This is a genomic window from Qipengyuania sp. B-5, from assembly GCF_056857815.1.
The window spans coordinates 18,130-41,302 of sequence record NZ_JBSXNU010000033.1 but is presented as its reverse complement, the minus strand read 5'-3'; the positions used below and the strand labels follow the sequence as shown (position 1 = coordinate 41,302).

The window sequence follows — 23,173 nt, the reverse complement described above, 5'->3', positions numbered from 1 at the left end:
CATGCGACAGATCATCGGGCTCGATGCGCCTGAATGCGGAGATTTCGCGCGCCTGCATGGCAGGCAATATTCGATGGTCACAAAGCGTGCGGGTACTCGCATCGTCTTGCACCTGTTCGCCGCGCTGGTGGTGGGCTGGATGTGCCGTGGCGCAATCCCGGGTATATTACTCGGGATTTGGGGAGCCGTGCTCGCCTCTGTTGTTGCCTTCTCCTACTTTCTCGATCGCCGCCTGGGCGATGCGGAAGAACGCGCTTTTTCGATGGAAGAGCTGCATCGCCACGCCCTGTGGTCTGCCCTCAAAGGGGGAGTCTGGTCCGTAGGTATGTGCATGGCCGTAGTCTTCGGACCCAGTGATCAGGTAGCTGCCCTATGGTCGGTGCTGGCTCTCCTCGTGATGACGAGTGCTGTCAGCCGTTATGGTGCGCCCCTAAGCACCATCGCCTTTACTCTGACAGTGAGTGCAGGGGCCGTCGTGGCAGCCTTGGCAACTTTCAACTACGGTCTCGCCGCCATCATCATTGCCAGCGCATTCTTTGCCTGTTTCGGCGTGATCGAAACGGCACGCGTAGCACTCGGGGCTCGCGTCGCGGAACTCGAAATGCACGAGAAGAGCGAAACCGTGTCGATGCTGCTGCGCGAATTCGAGGATGGTCAGGCTGACTGGTTGTGGCAGATCGACACGAACCGGCGCTTGCGTTCGGTCAGTCCCCGCCTCGCATTCGCGATGGGGAAAGACATCGCCGAGATCGAAGGTAAATCGTTCCTTCAGCTGATCTCGGGTGACGGCTGGAAGACGGGCCAGTTTCCTTCCAGCATTCACGAACTGGCTGACCGGCTCAAAGGAAAGGAGAGCTTCTCCAATCTTCTCGTGAAAGCGCTCGTAGATGGCCAGACCCGCTGGTGGGAAATGTCGGGAACGCCCATGTTCGACGAGGATGGCGTGTGGCTTGGCTTCCGCGGCGTGGGCTCCGATGTGACGACACAGCGCGAGAGCAGCGAAAAGATCGAATATCTCGCACGCTACGATACGCTTACCCAATTGCCCAACCGGCTGCAGATCAACGAATCCTTGTTCCAGGCTCTGGCATATGCCGGACAATGGCGCGCTCGTTGCGCGCTTCTGATGATCGACCTCGACCGGTTCAAGGCCATCAACGATTCACTTGGGCATCTGGTGGGAGACAAGATGCTGGCGCATGTCGCATCGCGCCTTAAGTCGTTGATGGGTGAAGGCGAATTGTGCGGAAGGCTGGGTGGCGACGAGTTCGCCGTGATAATCCGCGATGCAAGCGATCGCAGCCGTGTGGAATCTCTGGCGAAAGCAATCATTTCGGCACTTTCTGCGCCCTATCATATCGACAATCAGGTACTTTACGTCGGTGCCAGCGTCGGTTCGGCAATCGGCCCAAGAGACGGCAATACGGTTGAGGAGCTGCTTCGAAATGCCGACCTGGCACTTTATCGGGCCAAGGATGGGGGCGGGGGCGGCCATTTCGAGTACGAGCCAGCCCTGCACAGCAATGCGGAAGAGCGCCGCAAGCTCGAATTCTCCCTGCGGAGCGCGCTCGAAAAGAACGAGTTCGTCCTGCACTACCAGCCGGTGGTGGATGCCAAGACGGAAGAGATCGTCAGTTTCGAGGCGCTGATCCGCTGGAACAGCGGAGAACACGGCTTCGTCAGCCCGGCCAAGTTCATTCCGCTCGCGGAAGATACCCGCCTGATCGTTCCGATCGGCACCTGGGTCCTGCAGGAGGCCTGTCGCGAGGCAGCCTGCAACTGGCCGGAGAATGTCAAGGTCAATATCAACGTGTCGCCCGAGCAACTAGTCGAGCCGGACTTCGCGGGAACGGTTGTGCGCGCATTATCGCACAGCGGCTTGGATCCCAAACGGCTCGAGATCGAAGTGACCGAGAGCATCTTCATGCGCGACGCCAATGTGGCACGGAAGGCACTCGAGCAGTGCATGGCGCTGGGCTGTTCGGTGGCGCTTGACGACTTCGGGACCGGCTACTCCTCGCTCGGCTATCTGCGCAAGCTGAAGTTCACCACCATCAAGGTCGATCGAACTTTCGTTCAGGGCGCGGCGCAAAACAGTCCCGAGAGCCTTGCCATCATTCGCGCGGTGGTGGCCATGGCAGACAGCCTCGATATGACGACCACTGCGGAAGGCGTGGAGAATGACGAGGAGGCGGAGATGATCCGCCGGCTCGGCTGCAACAAGATCCAAGGCTTCCACTTCGGTCGCCCCATGCCTTCGGAAGATGCGCGTAAGATCTTCCGGAACAGCGCTTCGGGTACACGCAAAACCGCCTGACCTTCTCAGGCGTTCGTAAGCGCCCTCATAGCCCCATCGAATAATGCCAGTCCGTCTGTGCCGCCATGGGCTACATCGACAGCGCGTTCGGGGTGGGGCATCATTCCCAAAACATTGCCTGCCTTGTTGAGGATTCCGGCGATATCGCGTCGCGATCCATTACAATTCTCGACGTAGCGGAAAGCCACGCGGCCTTCGCCTTCCAAGCGGTCGAGCGTGTCCTCATCGGCGAAGTAGTTGCCATCGTGATGTGCCACGGGAATGCGGATTTCCTGTCCGGCTTCATACCCTTGGGTAAAGATGGACTGCGTAGTCTCGACTTTGAGCGATACAGTCCGGCAAATGAAGTGTTGGCTGGCATTTCGCATCAAGGCGCCGGGCAGCAGCCGCGCTTCCGCAAGCACCTGGAAGCCATTGCACACGCCCAGCACCGGCACTCCCCGGTCGGCAGCGCGGACAACCTCACGCATGATCGGGCTGTTGGCCGCCATCGCGCCGGAGCGAAGGTAATCGCCATAGGAAAAGCCGCCGGGTAGGGCGATAAAGTCGAGCCCCTCGGGTAGCTCGGCATCGCCATGCCATATGCGGACTGGCGCGGTGCCCGAAACCTGTTCCAGCGCCACCGCCATATCGCGGTCGCAGTTCGAACCGGGGAAGGTGATGACTGCCGAACGGAAAGCCATCAGCCGAGCTTCTCGATCTTGTAGTTCTCGATCACGGTATTCGCGAGCAGCTTCTCGCACATATCGGTGAGCGCTTCGTCACTGGTGTCATCGGCTACGTCGAGTTCGACAGTACGACCAATGCGGACATCGTCGACGCCTTGGAAGCCGAGTCCCTCCAGCGCATGATGAACTGCACGGCCCTGCGGGTCGAGCACGCCGGGTTTGAGGCTGACGAGAACGCGAATCTTCATGAGCTGCCTTTCGATTGGAACGGTGCGGTCGGCATTTGCCGCGCGCCTATGCCGCGAGAGGGCTGCAAGAGCAAGCCACGAGGGAGTTCATGTCGGGCGGGAAGTACTTTGAAACCGACTTTATGAACCGCAGAATTTTTGCCGATCCGGCAAATAGAATTAGCCTGTATCGTCCTCCGGTCTTCTTCTCTTGCCAGGCAGCCTAATTGCGCTGGGCCAGCGACTGGTGCACGATCCGGATACGCAGGGCCTCGGCTTCCGTCAGGTAACGCGCAGCCGCTTCCTGCAACATCTGCGGTGTCACATTCCGCAATCGCGTCTCAAGTGTGCGATAGCGGTCGAGCCGGTCAGCCTTGAGCTGGGCTTCCGAGAGCAATCCGAGCCAGTATGGATTTTGGGTCTTCTGCTGCGCGAGATTTTCCAACATCGGGCGGCGGGCGCGATCCAGAAGGTCGGCATCGACCGGGTTTTCGCGCAAGTCCTTCGCGATGGAGTCGATGGTTGCGAAGACCGTGTCGGCATCGCCGGGAGCGACGACCACCGAAGTCGAGAAGGTGCCAAAACCTTCATAGGTATCCGACATAGAAGACGAGGCGCCGGGAGAATAAGACGCGCCCAAATTCTCGCGGATTTCCTCCAACAGTTCCAGTCGCATGACCGTTGCGAGAAGCCGCATCGTCGCTTCTTCCTGCGCATCGCCATCATCCGTCGTGGGCCAGTAGACCTGTGCCAGCGCCTGATCTTCTGCACCGGCATGAGTTAGCGTAACCGGTTCGCGCCGAGACGTGAAACTGGCTCGCCTTGCGTCTTCGAACTGTTCAAGCACCTCTGCTCGCGCTGGTAGCGCGCCAAATGTACGAGCGACCGCATCGATGATCGTGGCCTCGTCGATTTCGCCGACGACGGCGATTTCGATCGGGGCGAAGTCGAACTGGGCGGAAGACAGCGCCCGCGCCTGTTCGAGAGTGACCGCCTCCAGCCTATCTTGAGAGGGAATTCCGAAACGCGGATTGTCGTCGGTCAGGACTTGGGGCAGTTCGAATTGCGAAACCGCCTGCGGTGTCGCATCGGCGCTGGCGAGGAATGGCGGCAGGAGTGCTTGCCACCGGCTCAGAGCCTCTTCGCGGAAACCCGGATCCGTGAGGTATGCTGCGGTTAGCTGAAGCTGTAGCTCGAGGTCGGTCATCGTCGTGCTGCCAGAAGTAGAGACCTTGTCTCCGCCCACATTCAATCCACTTGCTACATCGCGACCAGCCATGATCCGGCGGATCTCGTCATAGCTGTGCTTTCCGAGCCCGCCCTGGGCGAGCGAGGTAGAAAGGAACAGGCCGGTGCCGATTGAATCATCGGGAAGCGAAAGCAGGCCCGATCCGATGCGGATCGAATAACGCAATTTGCCTTCTTCGAAATCGGTCGACTTGAGGTTCAGACGCACTCCATTGGCGAAGCGGATCTGACGGAAATTCAAGTCCCCGACCACAGTATCCGACACCACCTCTCCCGGCGTGCCGAAATCAGTGTAACCGAAAGTCGCCATTTCGTTACTTGATGGAGCCTCCACCGGCATGGCTTGCGATGTGGCCAGTACATCGAGGATAGCCTGCTCACCGCCTTCGACTGGAGTTTTCGAGCTTACATGAACCAGCGCCGGGGAAAGGGCATAGTCTTCGCGGAATACTTCGGCGACGGATTCCGGCGTGATCGTCTCGGCGATTTGCTGGAATATCTCCCAATTGGTCTGGGGTGTTACAAAGAGCCGTCCGGTCTTGGCGGTGCCGAGAATGCCGGTCGCGAGACCCGCGCTTTGGCGAGTGTTCTGTTGCTGTGCGGAATCCCGGAAACTGCGGGTGAAATTGGCGATCTGTTCGGCAAGTTCCGCTTGGGTAAAACCGTGCTCGATAACGCGGCGCCATTCCTGCTCGCCGACTGACAGCGCCTCTTGCCATTCGCCTTCCTTGGCCTGCACGGTCAGGGATGCCTGATCGTACAATTCGAAGAAGTCACTTCCCGAGATTCCGCCGGAGATGATCGGGGCATCTGGCGAATTCGCGATCTGTTCGAGCCGACGATTGAGCATGGCGCGGCCAAGCTGCGAAAGGAGTGAGCGGCGAAAGTCGGTAATTGTGCTCTGGGGTTCGCGATAAGGTGCAAAGCGGTCGATGACCACGAGATAGGGCACGTCCGGATCGACGAAATTGGCGGCGGCCGGTCCTCTTTCCAAATCAATCCTGCCGCCCTCGACGCGTTCGATCGTAGCGTCGGGCAAGGTCCAGTCGGCAAACCGCTCCCGCACTTCGGCTTCCACTGCCGCGACGTCGATGTCGCCCACGACCACCAGCGCCGCATTGTCAGGTCGATAATAGCGCGCATAAAGTTCGCGGAGACGCTGTGCAGGGGCCGCATCGATATTTTCGACTGTCCCGTCGGCGCGAAAACGCCCGGCAAAGCGCGTGTCGGGCGCGATGAACTTGAGATAATCCCTGATGCGGCGGATCTGGAAATTGTTGCGCGTGCGCGTTTCGGATTGAATGACGCCGCGCTCTCGATCGACCGCATCTTCGGCAATGCTGAGTTCGCTTGCCGTCTCGCGCATCAGCATGAGCGCAGTTCCCAGCAAGTCGGCATCGTTGCGCGGCAGGTCGAGCTTGTAGATCGTTTCCTCGAAACCGGTCGAGGCATTGGTGTCCGCCCCGAAAGCGAGTCCTTCCCGTTCGAGCAGCTTGATTATCTCCCCTTCGGGGACGTTGGTCGAACCATTGAAGGCCATATGCTCGATGAAGTGGGCGAGGCCGAGTTCGTCGTCCTCTTCATCGACCCAGCCAACATCGAAGCCGAAGCGAACGGCAACCGCGCCTTCAGGAGTCTGGTTATGCATGATCGCGTAGCGCATGCCGTTTTCGAGGATTCCGTATCGAACGGATGCATCGGGTGCGATATCGTAGATCGGCAGGCCCCAGGCGGTTTCGCTGCGCTGTTCGACCTCGACCGACGTGGACACTGCATCCTGCGCAGCGAGCGGTGTGGCGAGGGCGATAAGCGGTAGCGCGGCAATCGCGCGCGAAACATTCAAGAATTTCATCTGGCGTCCCTTTATTCGGCCGCGCACGCGACCGTCCCTTCGTGGAGGGTACAGATTGAGGGGTAGAGGGCAAGGATCGGTGCCTTCGCAATCTGCAAAAGCCACTCGCGTTCCGATGAATTGCAGGTTCTCTTTTGTCATCAGAAAGGTAGAGGCGATGGCGATGGCTGCAATCGACCTTGTCTACAACCCGGTTGCGGGGAGCTTCGTGCAAAAGCACCTCTCCTCGCTCATCGTGGCACTTGAGGACGAAGGCTTCGAAATCGTGTCGCTGCCAACCACTGTCGAAGGTGCGCGACTTTCCGGGCGCGCGGATATCATTTGTGTGCTTGGCGGCGACGGTACCTTGCGGGATGTCGTGCGGTCTCTTGGCGATAATGCGGAACGCACGCCGATATGCGTTGCTCCTTCGGGAACGATCAATCTTGTTGCAAGGGAACTGGATTATCCTCGCAAGCCAGACGACTTTGCGAAGAAGATCGCCGAGGGCTGGGCCCGCGGTGAAGAAGCATGGGTGCACGCCCCGCTCTACAGGCTGGGCGAACTTCCGATCGTGTCATGCCTCTCCATCGGCCCGGACAGCCACGCGGTCGCGCGCGTTTCGGGAGAACTGAAAAAGCGTATTGGTCGGTATGCCTATGTCATCGCCATGATGCAGCAGATGCGCGAGTGGCCGCGGGCGCCGATGATCGTACGCGGGACGACGACCGAAGGAGAGGCGTTCGAGGACGAAGCCGAGGCGGTCATCGTATCGAACGCGGCGCTTTATGCCGGGCCGTTTCGCATGAGTCCGGAGGCGGCGTTGCACGCCGATTCTGTCGAAGTGATTACGCTGCGGGAGGGTACCCGGTTCGGTATAATGGCGCTGAGCCTGGCTGCCATGCTCGGCCTTCCGGTCGAACGCTTTGCCAAGGCGAAAGTGCGCAGCTGCCGCCGGGTCGAGTTCGACCGTTGCGTCACCCCCGTACAGGTCGACGGAGACCACATGCCCGACTGCGCCTACGCCATCGCGCCAAGTGGACTGACGCTGCGGTACATCGCCTGACTATTTCTTCGGCGGTTTGATCGAAGTGCGCAGGCGGGTGCGGTGCGCGCTCATATCCAGGACCTCGCCAGGGCCGCTATCCTCGTTTTGCAGAATGCCGAGGCGACGGGCCACTTCCTGATAGGCCTCGCTCTCGCCTCCGAGATCGCGACGGAAGCGGTCCTTGTCCAACTTCTCGCCTGTGTTGATGTCCCACAGACGGCAGCCGTCGGGGCTAATCTCGTCGGCAAGGATTGTACGGCTGTAGTCGCCATCCCAGATGCGGCCGAATTCGAGCTTGAAATCCACCAGGCGGATATCGATCGCGGCGAACATGCCCGAGAGGAAATCGTTGATGCGGATAGCCATGCTGGACATGTCCTGCATCTCTTCGTGACTGCACCAGTTGAAGCAGGCGATTTCCTCTTCCGACACCTTGGGATCCCCCAGAGCGTCGTCCTTGAGGCAATATTCGATCAGCGTGTGCGGAAGCACTTCGCCTTCCTCGATGCCGAGGCGCTTGGAAAGCGAACCGGCGGCGACATTGCGCACTACAACCTCGAGCGGGATGATTTCGACCTGCCGCACCAGCTGCTCGCGCATGTTGAGGCGGCGGATAAAATGCGTCGGAATTCCAATATGCGACAGCCGAGTGAAGACATATTCGCTGATGCGATTGTTGATCACGCCCTTGCCGTTGATCGTGCCTTTTTTCTCGGCATTGAAGGCGGTGGCATCATCCTTGAAGTATTGGATGATCGTGCCCGGCTCGGGACCCTCATAGAGGATTTTGGCCTTGCCTTCATAGATCTGGCGGCGACGTGCCATCGGTTTCTTCCTTCGCGCAAAACACTTGCGCCCCGGCGGTGGAATCGAAGCGATCCGCACGAGGCCGGGGCGTTCGGTCGGCGCTTACCGGATGGCGGTGACGAAAGCAATCATGCGGGCGGCGGAATGGGGGTGGACTGGGCCTTGTCTTCTTCGACGGCAGGCGCATGTTCGTCCTTCAGCTTCGCGATCAGGCGGCCAAGCGTGGCACGCTGGACGAGCACGCTGAACAATACGGCTGCGAAAGTCGCCGCAAGGATCAGGTCGCGCGTTTCGCCGGGCGGAAGGGAGAGGGCGAGCGCGATCGAGATCCCGCCGCGCAGGCCGCCCCACCACAATACACGCCCAGCGCCCTTGTCTTGGAGCCGTGCGGCCGGAATGGTCTTGGTCGAGACGAAAATGCCCACCGCGCGCGCTATGAGGGTGAGGGGAATGGCGAGCAGACCGAACATCAGTTCGTTCACGCCAGGAATCAAAACGATCATCTCCAGTCCGATGAGGAGGAACAGCACCGAATTGAGCAGTTCGTCGAGCAATTCCCAGAACTTGAGAAGGTAGTCGCGCGTCACGTCGCTCATGGCGTAGGTCACGCCGTGATTGCCGATCAGCAATCCGGCGACCGCCATGGCCAGAGGGCCGGAAATATGGAGTTGGCTGCACAGCGCATAACCGCCCATGACCACTGCGAGAGTGATCAGGACTTCGAGGGTATATTCGTCCATTCCGGCGAGTGCGCGATAACCGATGAACCCGGCAATCAATCCGACCATAATGCCGCCACCAGCCTCGATCGCAAATAGCTGTGCCCCCTCGGCAAGGGAGAAGTCGGTCCCGCTGACGGCAGCGCCCAGCAGGATGATGAATACCACGATGCCGACGCCGTCATTGAACAGGCTCTCGCCCGCAACTGCGCTTTGCAGGGATTGCGGGACGGCCTCTTCCCTGAGTACGCCAAGTACGGAAACCGGATCGGTCGGTGCGATCAGGGCACCGAACACGAAATACCAGATCGGCGCAATGGGAAGGCCGAGCAGCATCCCGACGCCCCACATCGCAAGGCCAACGAGAACCGTCGAAATCATCACGCCGACGGTGGAGAGCAGCAGCACCGGAAGCCATGCAACCTTCAACCGGTCGAGATCCACATGTAGCGCGCCCGCGAACAGCAGGAAGCTGAGCATCCCCTGTAGCAATGTATCGGTGAAATTCATCTGCTGCAGCGTGTCGGCCACCCAGTCGTCGAGCGTGACTCCCGGAATGAAGGCATTGGCAACCATCAGGCCGATGGCGGCAAGCGCGCCCATCACAGTTAAGCCAATGACATGCGGAAGCTTGATGAAGTGATGATTGAACCAACCGAGTAAGGCAGAAGCCACAACCAGCAAGGCGGCAATATCGAAGGCGGAGAGCGCAGTCGCTGTTTCTTCGTGCATGACGTCAGCGATAGCTCGGCCCGAGGGTCAGGAGAACCGTTCGCGGAGGAGGACGTTATTCCGGAGGCTATAAAGTGGTGCCCGGGGACGGATTCGAACCGCCGACACTGCGATTTTCAGTCGCATGCTCTACCAACTGAGCTACCCGGGCTTACCTTCGCTGTGGCCTCTCGTGGGGCTCTCCAGCGGTTGGAGTGGGCGCCTATGGCGAAGCGGGGGCGGCTTGGCAAGGGGCTATTTCAGTCGTCCTGCGGCGTGACCACTTCGCTGGCGATCTCTTCCGGCAGGGCTGCTCGACCGGGAACAGCGTATCCGTCTCCGAACCATTTCGCGAGGTCACGGTCGCGGCATCGATCCGAGCAGAACGGGGCATGCTTTTCGGAGCGCGGCTTCTTGCAGATGGGGCAGGATTTAATCATGCCCCATGATCTGGGCAGAAGCTGCCTCGATGGCAAGGCCGGGATCGGTCTCTATCCGCAGCGCGCGACCTGTCCTGCGTTCGAGTTCTGCAATCCATTCAGGCTTGAGTTTAGCCTTGAGTGCGGGATGGACCGTGAGAAGCGTGATACCTGCACCCTCGACCAATTCCGCCCGTCGCAATGCCATGCGTGTCGCCATACCTGTGCGCGACGCGGCGAAGCGGTGGAGCAGGGAGGGGCCTTCCAGCCGAGAGACGAGTTGAACGAAGCCGAACCCGTTCATAGCCGTGCGCTCATGCGGCCAATCCGACAGCGCCTCTTCGAGAGCGGCGTCAACGGCCTTGCGGTCCGCCTTGGCTTCCAGCGTCGGAAAGTCGATCCCGATAGAGCCGCCGAGATCGAACTGGCCCAGCGCAAGTGCGAGGGGTCCGACCGCTGCCAGCGCCAGCGCGCGCGGATCGAGGTCCCCGTCGATATCGACCAGTGTCATCGCGGGGGTGACTGCAAACAGCAGCGACCCGCCGTTGAATGCCACTTCGGCCGAATCCGCGGCGAGCCAGATGTCTTCCCATGTGCCAGAGGGAAAGCGGTGCACGATTTTCCCACCAGTGAAGATGTCCCCTGTCTTCGTAATGGTGTCGGCGGGCCGGGCGGAAGGCAGTTTGTAGCGTCCCGGTTCGGTCATGGCGGCACGGGTCACGACGAGATCGAGGGTGCTTCCCTCGCTTGCGCTCCGGGGCAGTTTGTCGACCAGAATCTCGCGACCCTCGGGAGAGATGGCCGTGCCCCGGGCACCGCGCTTGCTTGCCAGCTTCGCGGCGATAGTCTGGCCGGCGTATAATTCGCCGTGCCAGCGGCATTTTGCAGCCAGTACGGCATCGCCATCGAGCAGGATCGCTCTCGTCTCGCCGATCCCTTCCTCGATCAGCCACTCAGGCAATTTCGAACCCTGCCGCTTTCAGAAGCGCCCGTGTCTCGTAGAGCGGGAGGCCGACGACGCCTGAATGACTTCCTTGAATACGAGTGATCAGGCCCTCGGCGACGCCCTGGATTGCATATCCACCAGCTTTTCCGTGCCATTCGCCACTGGCAATATAGGCGTCTATTTCTCGTCCGGAGAGACGCTTGAACAGGACCATTGTTTCGCTCAGGCGTTCCCTGACGGTGCCGTCAGCCGCGCGTAGGGCAATGGCCGAATAGACGCGGTGGCGACGGCCCGATAGCAGTTCAAGGCACTGGCGGGCAGTCGTTTCATCCTCGGCCTTCGGCAGGATGCGGCGGCCGGCGGCCACTACGGTATCGCCCGCCAGCACGAACCCTTCGTTGCTTGCAGCAGCTTCAGCCTTTTCACGCGCCATGCGCCTGGCATAGTCGCGCGGCAATTCGCCCTTGGCAGGCGTTTCGTCGATATCGGCAGGATTGATTGCGTCCGGAGTAAGGCCCAGCCGCGCGATGAGTTCGCGGCGGCGCGGGCTGGCGGAGGCGAGGATGAGCTTGGGCGAACCCACGCGGAATTACTGCGGGCCGGGGCCCTGGCCAGGGCCGCCGCGTCCGGGCATGAAGCGGTAGGTGATGCGCGCCTTGGTGAGATCGTAAGGCGTCAGTTCGCACAGCACCTCGTCACCTACCAGAACGCGGATGCGGTTCTTGCGCATCTTGCCAGCCGTGTGGCCCAGCACTTCATGGCCGTTCTCGAGCTCGACGCGGAACATGGCGTTGGGCAGCAGTTCCACAACGCGCCCGCGCATTTCGAGAAGTTCTTCCTTGGCCATTCGTGTCCTTAAGTCATGTTGTTGGTCGAGTAATGTCGCGCGCCCATAGCGGCAGGAGGGATAAAAGGAAAGAGTTTGGCATTCAGCCTACTGCAAGGCAGCCGCGACAATTCGATACGCGGCAAGCCCTTGTCCTTATTTGTCCTTTCGCCGAAGTCATCAAGCGAGGGGGCCTGACGACCGAAAATCGAAAGACCCGAGTTTGATGCAAAGATACGGCAAATCCACGCTTCTGGCGCTGACTGCCATATGGGTATGGCAAATTCCATCCGCAATGGCGCAGGATGACGAGGGCCAGGAACAGCCCGCAGATGATCCGGTCGAACCCGCGGCGGCCGTTCCGGACGCGGATGATGGCGACATCGTCGTCTATGGCACTCGTCTCAAGGGCCAGCTCATCATCGACCAGCCCCCGCTTGCGGAATATGACGAAGCCGATATCGCAGCCTTCGGCGCGGGATCGATCGCCGATCTTATCGAAGCCATAGAGCCTGCGACCAGCAGCGGTGCACGGGGCGGACGCGGCGGGGGCAGGCCCGTCTTCCTGATCAACGGTATTCGCGTATCAAGCTGGCGCGAATTTCGCAGCTACCCTCCCGAAGCCGTCGCCAAGGTAGAGGTGTTTGCAGAAGAGGTGGCGCAGCGTTTCGGCTATTCGCCGGACCAGCGCGTGGTCAACATCGTCCTCAAGCCCAATTTCCAGAGCGTGACCGCGGAAGTGGAATACGAACAGCCAGCGGATGGAGGCTATTCTCGCAATGAACAGGAAGCGACGTGGCTGAGGATCGGCGAGAAGGGTCGGCTCAACTTCAGCGTGGAGGCGGAAGACCGCAGCCTGCTGACCGAAGCGGAGCGGGATCTCGTCCTGACGGAAATTCCCGGCGATGCCCAATTCCGCAGTCTCGTTTCGGACACGATGAGCCTTCAGGCAGAGGGTAATTATACCCGTGCATTCATGGACAGCGGCAGTTCGATCAGCCTCAACGGGACGGTTGGGCACGATGAAAGCCGAAGCCTTTCCGGCCTGGCCATCGACGGCACGACCCCGCTCGAGCGGCGCGGCGAAACCGATAGCTATTCTGCCGGTCTCACCTTCAACAAACCGCTCGGAGCCTGGAACGCGACTTTCACGAACGATTCCAATCACACTCGCTCTATTACAGAGATAGACCGCAACGATGCGAGCGGTTTCGATACGGCACGCAGCCGGACCTATGCGACCTCGAACAAGCTGACCGTGAACGGTTTCCCGTTGCAACTTCCGGCCGGCGAATTGAGCACCACGCTCGATCTGGGTCTCGACTGGACGAGGCTAGAAAGCGAGGATTCCCGCGCGGATAGCGACATTTCGCTGACGCGCAGGCGGCTCAACAGCGGCCTCACCGTGACGGCGCCGATCGCGCGGCGCGGAGATCCCCTGGGCTTTATCGGCGATATTTCGCTGACAGCGACGGGCGGGTTCGAGGACCTGTCGGATTTCGGCACGCTGGCGAACTGGAGCCTTGGCGCCAGCTGGTCGCCGTTCGATAACCTCAATCTGAGCGCTACCCGCATCTATCGCGAAGTCGCGCCTTCGCTTGCCAACCTGGGCAATCCCCAGATCGATGAGCTCAATTCGACCGTCTTCGACTATCGCAGCGGCGAAACCGTGCTGGCAACGGTCGTGACCGGTGGGAACCCCGATCTGCTGGCTGAAACGCAGACCGACTGGAAATTCAGCGCCAATTGGGAACTGCCCTTCTGGGAAAACTCGCGCTTGAGCGCGGATTACGGAATCAACCGGTCGCGTGACGTGACTTCATCGCCTTCCTTCAGCTCCGCTTTCGAGCAAGCGTTTCCCGATCGTGTGACCCGCGACACCGATGGTGAATTGCTGGCCATCGATCGGCGCCCGCTCACTTTGTATGAGACCCGCAGCCGCATCCTTTCCTTCGGCTTCAACACCCGCGGGCAAATCGGCAAGGCACCCGAACGCACCGAACCGCAAAGTGCAGGCGGGCAAGCTGCGGCGCAAGCGCCGCAGGGCGGCCAGGGCGGCGGTTTCGATCCCGCGCGCATGCAGGCAGTGCGGGAAGTCTTCTGCAATACGCCGGAAGGCGAGACGCCCGATTTGTCGCAGATCCCGGAGGCTTTCCGCGCGCGACTGCTCGACGAAAACGGCAATCCGGACCCGGCGAAGATCGCGGCCGCGCGTGAGCGGTTCTGCGGAGAGGAAGCGCAAGAACGAAGTGAGCGCTTCGCCGCCATGCGCACAGCAATCTGTGCCGATCCACCAAATCTGGAAGCACTGCCGGAGGAAATGCTTGCACGGCTGAGAAACGAGGACGGCGAGATCGATCCGAAGCGCTTGAAAGCTTTGCGCGAACGTATGTGCAGCGCCGATGCCGCTCCTGGCGGCGAGTCCGGCCAGCAGGACCGTCGCGCCGGTGGCGGGCGCATGGCCCGGATGATGGGAGGCGGCGGAAACGAAGACACGCGCCCGCGCTACTTCCTCGGCTTCAATCACAATATCGTGCTGGAAAACGAGGTGCTGTTGTCCGAGAATGGGCCATTGTTCGATCAGATCGACGGCTTCGTGCTCGGGGGAGGGGCCGTTCCGCGCCATAGCTCAAGCCTGCAGGGCGGCATCTTCTGGCAGGGTTACGGCTTCCGCCTTTCGGGCCAATATGTCGGCGAGGCTGTTCTTCGCGGAGGAGATATCCCCGGATCGAGTGATCTGTTCTTCGGCGATCTGGCGACGGTGGATATCCGCCTGTTCGCCGATCTGGGCGAGGCGTTCGATAAGGAGGATGGTTTTCTCAAAGGCTTTCGTGTCTCGGCGATGATGGACAATGTGTTCGATGCCCGCAGGCGTGTCACCGACGAGAACGGGGTCGTCCCTGATGCCTACGATCCGCATCGGATCGATCCCACCGGTCGTTATTTCGGTATCGAAGTCAGGAAGGCGTTCTAAACGTTGCTTGCGAGAGCTTCACCGGCAGCGACACCGCTCGCCCAGGCCCATTGGAAATTGTAGCCGCCGAGCCAACCCGTCACATCGACCGCCTCTCCGATTGCGTAGAGGCCGGGGACCTTCCTGGCCTCCATCGTCTTCGACGAAAGTTCGGCTGTCGAGATGCCGCCCACGGTAACCTCTGCCTTGGCGAAACCCTCGCTGCCGGTCGGTCGGAAACTCCAGCGTTTGAGGCGCTCTTCCGCCGCGCGTAGTTCCTTGTCGCTCGCATTGCCGAGTTCTTTTTCCAAGCCGAGCTTGTGGGCGAGAATATCGGCGAGACGGTCGGGCAGGGCTTCGCGCAGGACCGAGCGCAGGGTGGCGCGAGGCGTTTCGCGCTTGCGGTCGAGCAGCCAGCTGTCGGTGCGACCCGGCAGGAAGTCGATCGCCACCTCTTCGCCCGGTTTCCAGTAGGAGGAGGCCTGCAAAATCGAAGGGCCCGACAGCCCGCGATGGGTAAATAGCGCAGCTTCGGGAAAGCTCGCCTTACCCGCGCTGGCGACGACAGGTGCGGAAACACCCGAAATTTCGCGAAAAAGCACTTCCTCGCCCCCCAGTGTCAGAGGAACGAGCGCGGGACGAGGTTCGACGACCTTGATCCCAAACTGGCGCGCGAGATCATAGGCGAAGCCGGTCGCACCCATCTTGGGGATCGAAGGGCCGCCTGTGGCGATCACCAGATTTGGTGCGGAATAGCTTCCGCTCTGCGTTGAAACGGTGAAACCATCGCCCTGCGTGACTTCGGACACATCCTCGCCGCAGCGGATGTCGACGTTGCCCTTGGCGCATTCTTCCAGCAGCATCTCGACAATCTGTTTCGATGAGCCATCGCAGAATAACTGACCCAAAGTCTTCTCATGCCAGGCGATGCCATAGCCTTCAACCAGCGCGAGGAAATCGCGCGGTGTGTATCGGGCCAGAGCCGATTTGGCAAAGTGCGGATTGGACGAAAGATAGTTCGCCGGGCCCGCGCCGATATTGGTGAAATTACACCGCCCGCCTCCAGAGATCAGGATTTTCTTTCCCGGCTTTTCCGACTTTTCGAGTACCAGTACCCGCCGGCCCTGCTGGCCCGCTCGTGCCGCGCACATCAATCCGGCGGCTCCTGCCCCGAGGATTATTGCATCGAAGTCAGACACGCTAATGTGCGGCGAGTGGCTCGACCGGGCGTTCCTGTCGGGCGATAAAATAAAGCAACGTGCCGGCAACAACCAGGCCGCCGAATACTATCCAGCTCTGCGTATCGGCATGGGTTCCGACCCAGATCGTGCTGAGAACCGTCAGAATGGAAACGAAACCGTGGAGAGGATTTATGCCGCCTTCGCGCTTCTCGATCATGGGCAGGGCAAAGGCCGCGATCAGATAGGTCAAAAGCCGTGTCAATGTCCCGGCGAGTGCCAGCACCATGAATCCCTCCCAAAGTCCGAAGGCGATGCTCGCCCCGCCATAGAACAGGATAGAATTGGCCGGTGTCCCCAGCTTCGGCGATACCTTCATGAACCAGCGCGGCAGCATACCGCGTTCGGCCATGCCGTAAGTCATGCGTGGCAGGCTGATACCGCCCGCGAAATTGTTCGCCCCGATACTGAAGGCCGCCGCAATGACGATGGCGATCGCGCCCGCCGGACCCATCGCTTCGCGCGCGGCGATGGCCAGCGGGTTTTCGGCATCCGCACCTGCCGCCGGGTCGATGGCGATATAGGCCCAGATGACCAGCATGTAGAGTAGCGTAACCGCGCCCAACATTGCTACCAGCGCCAGTGGAACGTCGCGTTTGGGGTTCTTCATCTCCCCCGCAGGCAGCACGACATATTCGAAGCCGATGAAGGCGTAATAGGTCAGCAGCACCACTGTCTCTGCATCGGAAAAGGCCGGGAGTACGAGTCCGAGCTGCGGCTCACCGGCGAACAGCCCGGCTGCTACCAAGGCGAATAGCGGTAGCAGCTTCACTGCAGTCAAAGCGCTCAGCGTGGCAACAGAACTGCGCAGGCTGAACAGGTTGACTATGGTTATGAAGCCGATGAATCCTGCCACTACCAGCGGGCGTAGCACCGGCCCGTCGAGTACCGGGAATAGTGTGGCAAGATAGGAGACCATCACATGGGTGTTGGCCGCCACCGTCACAATGGCGCTGGCATAGCGTGCCCAACCGGCCTGGAAGCCGACGAAACACCCGAAGGCCGCTTCTCCGTAAAGGATCGGGCCGCCCGAATGATCGAACCGGGCAGAAAGCCATGCGAAGGTCAGCGTCAACGGCAGGAACAAGAGCCCGCCCAGCAGCATCATCCAAGGCGCGAAATTGCCTACAGCCAAGAACAAGGTTGCAGGCAGGGCGAAGATACCCGCGCCGATCATTCCGTTCACAGGCAGCAGCGAAGCGCCGAACAGACCCATGGTGCGCGGTGGTGATATCGTTTTCCCGTCCATAGGCGGTGGATGGCGGCAAACACGGCTTTGCACAAGCGCCTCGCGCGCACTATCTCCACCGCCATGTCGCGCAGCAAGGCCGGTTCTCCCAATGATCCGAGAGGAAAGGAGCGTTTCCACGAGGAACGCGCCACCAAGACCGTGGCCAGCGCGCAGCCGGATCTCGAAACCGGGATCAAGGCCATCCGCGACACGATGAAGACATTGAAGCCGCGCCCCGGCGTCTATCGCATGCTCGATACGCGGGGCGACGTGCTTTATGTCGGCAAAGCGCGCAGCCTGAAGGCGCGGGTGGCGAATTACACGCAGGTGAAGAACCTTTCCATCCGGCTCCAGCGGATGATCAGCCAGACCCGGGCGATGGAAATCGTCGTCACCAATTCGGAAGCCGAGGCGCTCCTCCTCGAAGCGCAGCTGATCAAGCGGTATCGCCCGCCGTTCAACGTGCTGCTGCGCGACGACAAGAGCTTCCCTTTCATCCTGCTACGCGCCGACCATGCCTTTCCGCGCATCCAGAAACACCGCGGCGCGCGGCGGGCCAAGGGCAATTACTACGGCCCTTTCGCCAGCGCGGGCTCGGTCAACAAGACGCTTAACGCGCTGCAGAAACTGTTCCTGCTGAGGAGCTGCACCGACAGTTTCTTCAACAATCGCGACCGGCCCTGTCTGCTCTACCAGATCAAGCGTTGCTCGGCCCCCTGCGTCGGCCGGATCGACGAGGCGGGCTACGAAAGCCTCGTGCAGGAAGCGAAGGACTTTCTTTCGGGCAAGTCCGGGGCTGTGCAGTCCAATATCGAGAAGCAGATGGCCAAGGCGGCCGAGAACCTCGATTTCGAGACTGCTGCGATCTTGCGTGACCGTTTGCGCGCGGCGACCTTCATCCAGGGTAGCCAGGCGATCAATGCCAGCGGCGTGGGCGATGCCGACGTCTTCGCGCTGGCTGCCAAGGGTGGTCAGATCGGCGTGCAAGCCTTCTTTATCCGTGGCGGACAGAACTGGGGGCACAAGGCCTTCTTCCCGAAGAATACAGCCGATCTGGCCGAGGGAGAGGTACTGTCCGACGTTCTGCTGCAGTTCTACGAAGAGGTTCCGCCGCCCAAGACGATCCTGACCGACCGGGAACTGGCCGAACAGGAACTGATCGCGGAAGCGCTGGCGGAGAAGGCGGGCCATGCGGTCGTGATCTCGATTCCCCAGCGCGGCGACCGGCGCATGCTGATGCAGCAGGCCCAGCGCAATGCCACCGAAGCACTCGAGCGGCGGCTGGCGGAAAGCGGGACGAAAGCGCAGCGGCTACGCGAGCTGGCGGAATTCCTCGAACTCGAGGAGGTGCCCCAGCGCATCGAAATCTACGATAACAGCCATATCCAGGGCGACAAGGCGTTGGGCGCGATGGTGGTCGCCAGTCCCGAAGGCTTCGAAAAAGGCCAGTACCGCAAGTTCAACATCAGGACCGCGCAGACCAACGACGATTTCGCAATGATGCGCGAGGTCATGAGCCGCCGTTTCCGCAAGCTTGCAGAAACCGACCGCGCAGATGAAAGCGCGCCAAATGGAAAGGGTCACGAAGCGATCTGGCCCGACCTGCTGCTGCTCGATGGCGGCAAGGGGCAGGTTTCGAGCGTGATGGGCGTGTTGGAGGACTTGGGAATCGCGGACGAGGTGCCTGTTATCGGCATCGCCAAGGGCCCGCACCACGGGCGCGAGGGGCGCGAAGTATTCCACTTCCCCGACGGGCGCGAAAAGATGCTGCCGGTCAATTCGCAGCTCCTGTTCTATCTCCAGACCTTGCGCGACGAAGTGCACCGTTATGCCATCGGTGCCCACCGCGCCAAACGCAGCCGCGCAATCACGGCCTCTCCGCTCGACGAAATTCCCGGTATCGGGCCGTCACGAAAGCGTGCGCTGCTGCTACATTTCGGCACGGCGGGCAAGGTCCGCGCTGCCTCGTTAAAGGACCTCCAGCGCGCACCGGGAATTAGTGCAGGTGTGGCGCAGCAGATATACGATTTCTATCACGCGGGCGGCTGAGTTTGCGGGTCTCGGCCAGATTGCGCTCGATCAATGACGTGCAGTGTCTGGAAGTGTAAACGGGTACCAGAAGGCTCGGGGAGTCGTCTCTCGAGCCGAGACTGCCTGGAGATTCGCCATGAAATCGATCCTCTTCAATGCCCATCAGGATCCGGGCCACTCAAGGCGATTGGATGTCGTGCTTGACCTCGCACGAGCGTTCGACAGCCATCTGACGCTGCTCACGGCCATGCCTTACGAGGTAGCCGCGAGCAACGATCCCTATGGGGCTGCCTTTGCCGCCATGGTGCCGGTGTGGCGAGAAGAAGTGCGCAAGCTTCGCGAGGAAACAGAAAGGGACCTTGCGAACGAGGACGTTCCCTGGGACTGGGTGGACAAGGCTGGCCCGGTTGCGCTGGCCCTGTTGAAGCGCTCGTCGCTGGCCGATCTCGTGGTCGTGGGCGAACGCGAGCCGCGTGCGGGGGGCGAGGCCCCCTCCTTCACGGCGGGCGAGCTCGCACTGACCGCAGACTGTCCCGTTCTCGTCCTCCCCGATGAATGCACGCGGATGGACCTGGAAAAGCCTGCGCTGGTAGCGTGGGATGGATCGGCCGAAGCCTCCCACGCGCTGCGCGCTGCTCTGCCGTTCCTGAAACGGGCAAGCAGAGTATATCTGGCTACGGTGCAGACGAAGAAGCGGGGCAGCAAGGACAAATTCGACCTGCCACCGATACGCGGTGCGGACTATCTATCTCATCATGGCATATCGAGCGAAATGGTCGAGCTCGAGCAATCCGAGAACGGCACGGCCCAGGCGATCCGGAATGCAGCCGATGTCCGGGGCGTCGGACTAATCGTGATGGGAGCCTATGGCCGCACGCGCCTGTCCGAATGGGTATTCGGCGGAGTCACGCGGGCCATGCTTTCCGATGTGCGGGTGCCCCTGCTGCTGAAGCACTAGGACCGTGGCGGACCACCCGGTTTGCGCTTGCCGGCGAACGGCTTGCCACCGGTCTTGCTCTTCTTGAAGGGAGGCTTCCCACCCGGCTTCTTGCCGCCGGGACCACCGCTTGGGCCCTTGCGCGGTCCCTTGCCGAAGGGCTTCGGGCGCACGCGAGGGCCGCCTCCGTCGCCGCCGCCAAATTCGCGACGGTTCTGGCGGGCTTCGACGCGGGGCCCATCGGGGGACTCTTCGATGACAATAGCGTCCTGCTCGTCATCGGTATCGGCCGTGCGGGCAATGGCATCGGCGAAATTTGCGGCGGCGGTTTTCGGCACCTGGAACCAGCTTTCGTGCTGGCCGATGCGGATCGCGCCGATTTCGTTACGGGTGATGTGACCGCGGCGGCATAGCAGCGGCAGGATCCAGCGCGGTTCGGCATTCTGGCGTCGGCCGATGCCGATCTTGAACCAGACCACATCCTCGAAACCGGGACGATGGCGCTCGGCCTTGGCCTTGTCGCGCGCCTCGGGCGTATTCGCGAGCAGCTCTTCGGGATGCGGCATCTTGGCGCGGTGTGCATGGACCAGCGCAGCGGCGATGTCCTCTGCCGAAAGCTTGGCCAGCAACTCCTTGCCCAGATCGCGGTCCGCCTCGTCGAACTCGGTAGGCGCGGTGAGCTTTTCCATCAGGCGCGCACGGTCTTTCCTGGCGATGGCTTCGGGGGTTGGCGCATCCATCCACTCGGCGGCGATCTTCGCGCCGCGCAGCATGCTCTCGACCCGCTTGCGGCGGTTGTAGGGCACGACGATAGCCGCAGTGCCCTTCTTGCCCGCACGGCCGGTACGGCCAGAACGGTGCTGCAGCGTTTCCGCATCGCGCGGGATTTCGACATGGATGACGAGGCTCAGCGTCGGCAGGTCGATACCGCGTGCGGCAACGTCGGTTGCGACGCAGACGCGGGCGCGGCGGTCGCGCAGTGCCTGCAGGGCCTGGTTGCGTTCCGACTGGGAGTGCTCGCCCGAGAGGGCAACCACGCCGAAGCCGCGGTTCTGCAGGGTTGCATGGAGGCGGCGGACGCTGTCGCGCGTGGCGCAGAAACAGATGGCAGTCTCGGCCTCGTGAAAGCGCAGGAGGTTGACCACAGCGTTCTCGATTTCCGAGGGGCTGACCGTGATCGCCTGATAGGAAATGTCGCCATGGCCGCGGGTCTCGCCCGCGAGCGACAGGCGCAGCGCGTTGGACTGATACCGCTCGGCCAGCCGCACGATTGCAGGGGGCATGGTGGCGGAAAACAGCAGCGTGCGGCGCTTGTCGGGAGTGGCGTCGAGGATTTCCTCGAGGTCTTCGCGAAAGCCCATGTCGAGCATCTCGTCGGCTTCGTCGAGCACGACACCTGCAAGGCCGGAAAGGTCGAGCGCGCCGCGTTCGAGGTGATCGCGCAGGCGGCCCGGCGTACCCACCACGATGGCGGGGCCTGTGCGCAGGGCACGGCGTTCCTTGCTTGCATCCATCCCGCCGACGCAGGTGGCAATGCGCAGACCGGCCTTGGCATAAAGCCAGCCGAGTTCGCGACTGACCTGCAGCGCGAGTTCGCGTGTGGGGGCGATCACCAAGAGCAGCGGCTGTTCGACCAGCGCCAGATTGGCGGTTTCGGCCAGCAGCGTTTCGGCCATGGCAAGGCCGAAGGCGACCGTCTTGCCCGATCCCGTCTGGGCGGACACGATCAGGTCGCGTTCGCGTGCTTCGTCCTCGACGACGGCGGACTGGACGGGGGTGAGGGCAGTATATCCGCGCTCGGAAAGGGCTTCGCCGATCATCGGCGGGAGTGTTTCGAAACTCATGATGCTCACAAACGAAAGAGACGCCGCATTGTTGCGCGGCGCCGAGGGTAGAAGGGGGAAGCGGAAGCCGCACTCGGCGCGGCTATCGGGTCGCTCGCCGGTACTATCGGCAACCACGCGACCTGCGGTTAAGCGGCCCCTACAGTGTTTATGCGCGTTTGGCTTGCGTTATTTTCATCACCCTAAGTTCAGCCGCGCCGCGCTTTCCGAACAACGCCTTCCTGCGCCACGCTCGCCACCAGTTCTCCATCGCGGTTGAAGATCCGTCCGCGGTTGAAGCCGCGGCCTCCGCCGGACCACGGGCTGTCGGTGGCATAGAGCAGCCATTCGTCGGCGCGCGCAGGGCGATGGAACCAGATAGCGTGGTCGAGGCTGGCTCCCTTGAGTTCGCCACGCGCCCAGCTCAGGCCGTGGGGCAGGGCAGAGGTGCCCAGCAGGGTGTAATCGCTGGCATAGGCGATCACGGCGCGGTGCAGCGCCGGATCGTCGGGCAATGCGGCTGCGGCGCGGAACCAGCTGTGGGCGCGGGGCGGCTTCTTGTCCGCATTCATCCAGTGGAGCTTGCCACTGGTGCGCATCTCTATGGGGCGCGGGCGGGTCATCAGTTCGCGCTGGGCATCGGAGATTTCGCCCATTTCGGCGAGGAATTTCTTCCGCATCTCCGTGTCGGACGGCAAATCTTCTGGGGTGGGCACGTCGGGCATGGGGCAATCGTCATGCTCCAGCCCTTCCTCCGGAAGCTGGAAGCTGGCGGTTAGATTGAGGATGGCCGCGCCGTCCTGCCGCGCCACAACCCGGCGGTTGGCGAAGCTGCGCCCGTCGAAATCGGCGGCGACCGCATAGTCGATGTCCACGCCTTCGCGCCCGCCGCGCAGAAAGTAGGCGTGAAGCGAATGCGCCTCCATGCCTTCGGGTGCGGTCACCTGTGCGGACTGGAGCGCCTGCGCGATCACCTGTCCGCCGAAGACGCGGCCGATGCCGCCTGGTTGCTGGCCGCCGGTAAAGGCGTTGTCGCCAGCTGGCGTAACGGTCAGCAGGCGGACGAGGCCGGCGACGAGTTGTTCTGGGGTCATGCTATCACTCACGCTGAGGCATGTGCGTTCCGTTTACGTGAGCGTCAAGAAAAAGGCGGCGACACCGGGGTGCCGCCGCCCATTCGAGCAGTGTGATCG

Annotated in this window: 18 protein-coding genes and 1 tRNA gene; 5 read left to right on the top strand and 14 right to left on the bottom strand. The window is 61.5% G+C overall.

What is annotated here, in order from left to right:
* Nucleotide 1 precedes the first annotated feature (1 nt).
* A complete protein-coding gene (locus AC13CE_RS04210) occupies nucleotides 2-2,317 on the top strand; it encodes a putative bifunctional diguanylate cyclase/phosphodiesterase (RefSeq protein ID WP_482971637.1) in 2,316 nt (771 codons plus the stop codon).
* 5 nt (nucleotides 2,318-2,322) lie between these two features.
* On the opposite strand, the gene purQ is transcribed toward AC13CE_RS04210, so the two are convergent.
* The 3 genes from purQ to AC13CE_RS04195 all read right to left on the bottom strand — a co-directional run bounded on the left by purQ (nucleotide 2,323) and on the right by AC13CE_RS04195 (nucleotide 6,312).
* Entirely contained in the window at nucleotides 2,323-3,000 is a 678-nt protein-coding gene (purQ, locus tag AC13CE_RS04205) for a phosphoribosylformylglycinamidine synthase subunit PurQ (RefSeq protein WP_482971593.1), read from the bottom strand.
* Nucleotides 3,000-3,233 (bottom strand): phosphoribosylformylglycinamidine synthase subunit PurS, encoded by a 234-nt coding sequence (gene purS / locus AC13CE_RS04200; protein WP_473820952.1) that lies wholly within the window; start codon nucleotides 3,231-3,233, stop codon nucleotides 3,000-3,002. Before purS ends, purQ begins: the two co-directional genes overlap by 1 nt.
* A gap of 202 nt (nucleotides 3,234-3,435) precedes the next feature.
* Nucleotides 3,436-6,312 carry a M16 family metallopeptidase gene (locus AC13CE_RS04195; RefSeq protein WP_482971592.1) on the bottom strand — a complete coding sequence of 959 codons (2,877 nt, stop codon included), beginning with the start codon at nucleotides 6,310-6,312 and terminating at the stop codon, nucleotides 3,436-3,438.
* Nucleotides 6,313-6,475: 163 nt separating this feature from the next.
* On the opposite strand from AC13CE_RS04195, the gene AC13CE_RS04190 reads away from it, so the two are divergent.
* Nucleotides 6,476-7,357: a diacylglycerol/lipid kinase family protein gene (locus AC13CE_RS04190; RefSeq protein WP_482971591.1), complete on the top strand. Its 882-nt coding sequence runs from the start codon at nucleotides 6,476-6,478 to the stop codon at nucleotides 7,355-7,357.
* Here AC13CE_RS04190 and purC read toward each other — a convergent pair whose 3' ends face one another.
* From purC to infA, 7 genes are all read right to left on the bottom strand, one after another.
* Entirely contained in the window at nucleotides 7,358-8,164 is an 807-nt protein-coding gene (gene purC / locus AC13CE_RS04185) for a phosphoribosylaminoimidazolesuccinocarboxamide synthase (RefSeq protein ID WP_221540297.1), read from the bottom strand.
* Between the two features lie 110 nt (nucleotides 8,165-8,274).
* Entirely contained in the window at nucleotides 8,275-9,597 is a 1,323-nt protein-coding gene (locus tag AC13CE_RS04180) for a cation:proton antiporter (RefSeq protein WP_482971590.1), read from the bottom strand.
* A gap of 75 nt (nucleotides 9,598-9,672) precedes the next feature.
* A tRNA-Phe gene (locus AC13CE_RS04175) sits at nucleotides 9,673-9,748 on the bottom strand.
* Nucleotides 9,749-9,836: 88 nt separating this feature from the next.
* Entirely contained in the window at nucleotides 9,837-10,016 is a 180-nt protein-coding gene (locus AC13CE_RS04170; protein ID WP_482971589.1) for a DNA gyrase inhibitor YacG, read from the bottom strand.
* Nucleotides 10,009-10,956: a ribonuclease gene (locus AC13CE_RS04165; RefSeq protein ID WP_482971588.1), complete on the bottom strand. Its 948-nt coding sequence runs from the start codon at nucleotides 10,954-10,956 to the stop codon at nucleotides 10,009-10,011. The genes AC13CE_RS04170 and AC13CE_RS04165 overlap by 8 nt, the downstream gene beginning before the upstream one ends.
* The gene (locus AC13CE_RS04160) at nucleotides 10,949-11,524 is read right to left on the bottom strand and encodes a Maf family protein (RefSeq protein WP_482971587.1); all 576 of its coding nucleotides are present in this window, start codon (nucleotides 11,522-11,524) and stop codon (nucleotides 10,949-10,951) included. Before AC13CE_RS04160 ends, AC13CE_RS04165 begins: the two co-directional genes overlap by 8 nt.
* Before the next feature lie 6 nt (nucleotides 11,525-11,530).
* Complete coding sequence (gene infA, locus AC13CE_RS04155; RefSeq protein ID WP_006833527.1) at nucleotides 11,531-11,788, bottom strand: translation initiation factor IF-1; 258 nt, start codon at nucleotides 11,786-11,788, stop codon at nucleotides 11,531-11,533.
* A 205-nt stretch (nucleotides 11,789-11,993) separates the two neighbouring features.
* Between infA and AC13CE_RS04150 the strand changes: the two genes are divergently transcribed.
* Complete coding sequence (locus AC13CE_RS04150; RefSeq protein ID WP_482971586.1) at nucleotides 11,994-14,741, top strand: TonB-dependent receptor plug domain-containing protein; 2,748 nt, start codon at nucleotides 11,994-11,996, stop codon at nucleotides 14,739-14,741.
* Here AC13CE_RS04150 and AC13CE_RS04145 read toward each other — a convergent pair.
* Together AC13CE_RS04145 and AC13CE_RS04140 are read right to left on the bottom strand one after the other, a co-directional pair.
* Nucleotides 14,738-15,871: a BaiN/RdsA family NAD(P)/FAD-dependent oxidoreductase gene (locus AC13CE_RS04145; RefSeq protein WP_482971636.1), complete on the bottom strand. Its 1,134-nt coding sequence runs from the start codon at nucleotides 15,869-15,871 to the stop codon at nucleotides 14,738-14,740. The two genes, AC13CE_RS04150 and AC13CE_RS04145, sit on opposite strands and share 4 nt — an antisense overlap.
* A gap of 49 nt (nucleotides 15,872-15,920) precedes the next feature.
* Nucleotides 15,921-17,207 (bottom strand): APC family permease, encoded by a 1,287-nt coding sequence (locus AC13CE_RS04140; protein WP_482971585.1) that lies wholly within the window; start codon nucleotides 17,205-17,207, stop codon nucleotides 15,921-15,923.
* A 63-nt stretch (nucleotides 17,208-17,270) separates the two neighbouring features.
* Between AC13CE_RS04140 and uvrC the strand changes: the two genes are divergently transcribed.
* Complete coding sequence (gene uvrC / locus AC13CE_RS04135; RefSeq protein WP_482971584.1) at nucleotides 17,271-19,238, top strand: excinuclease ABC subunit UvrC; 1,968 nt, start codon at nucleotides 17,271-17,273, stop codon at nucleotides 19,236-19,238.
* A 118-nt stretch (nucleotides 19,239-19,356) separates the two neighbouring features.
* Complete coding sequence (locus tag AC13CE_RS04130) at nucleotides 19,357-20,178, top strand: universal stress protein (protein WP_221540280.1); 822 nt, start codon at nucleotides 19,357-19,359, stop codon at nucleotides 20,176-20,178.
* Here the strand turns inward: AC13CE_RS04130 and AC13CE_RS04125 are convergent.
* Together AC13CE_RS04125 and AC13CE_RS04120 are read right to left on the bottom strand one after the other, a co-directional pair.
* A complete protein-coding gene (locus AC13CE_RS04125; protein WP_482971583.1) occupies nucleotides 20,175-22,001 on the bottom strand; it encodes a DEAD/DEAH box helicase in 1,827 nt (608 codons plus the stop codon). The genes AC13CE_RS04130 and AC13CE_RS04125 overlap by 4 nt on opposite strands.
* Nucleotides 22,002-22,189: 188 nt before the next feature.
* Nucleotides 22,190-23,086: an acyl-CoA thioesterase gene (locus tag AC13CE_RS04120; protein WP_482971582.1), complete on the bottom strand. Its 897-nt coding sequence runs from the start codon at nucleotides 23,084-23,086 to the stop codon at nucleotides 22,190-22,192.
* Between the last annotated feature and the right edge of the window lie 87 nt (nucleotides 23,087-23,173).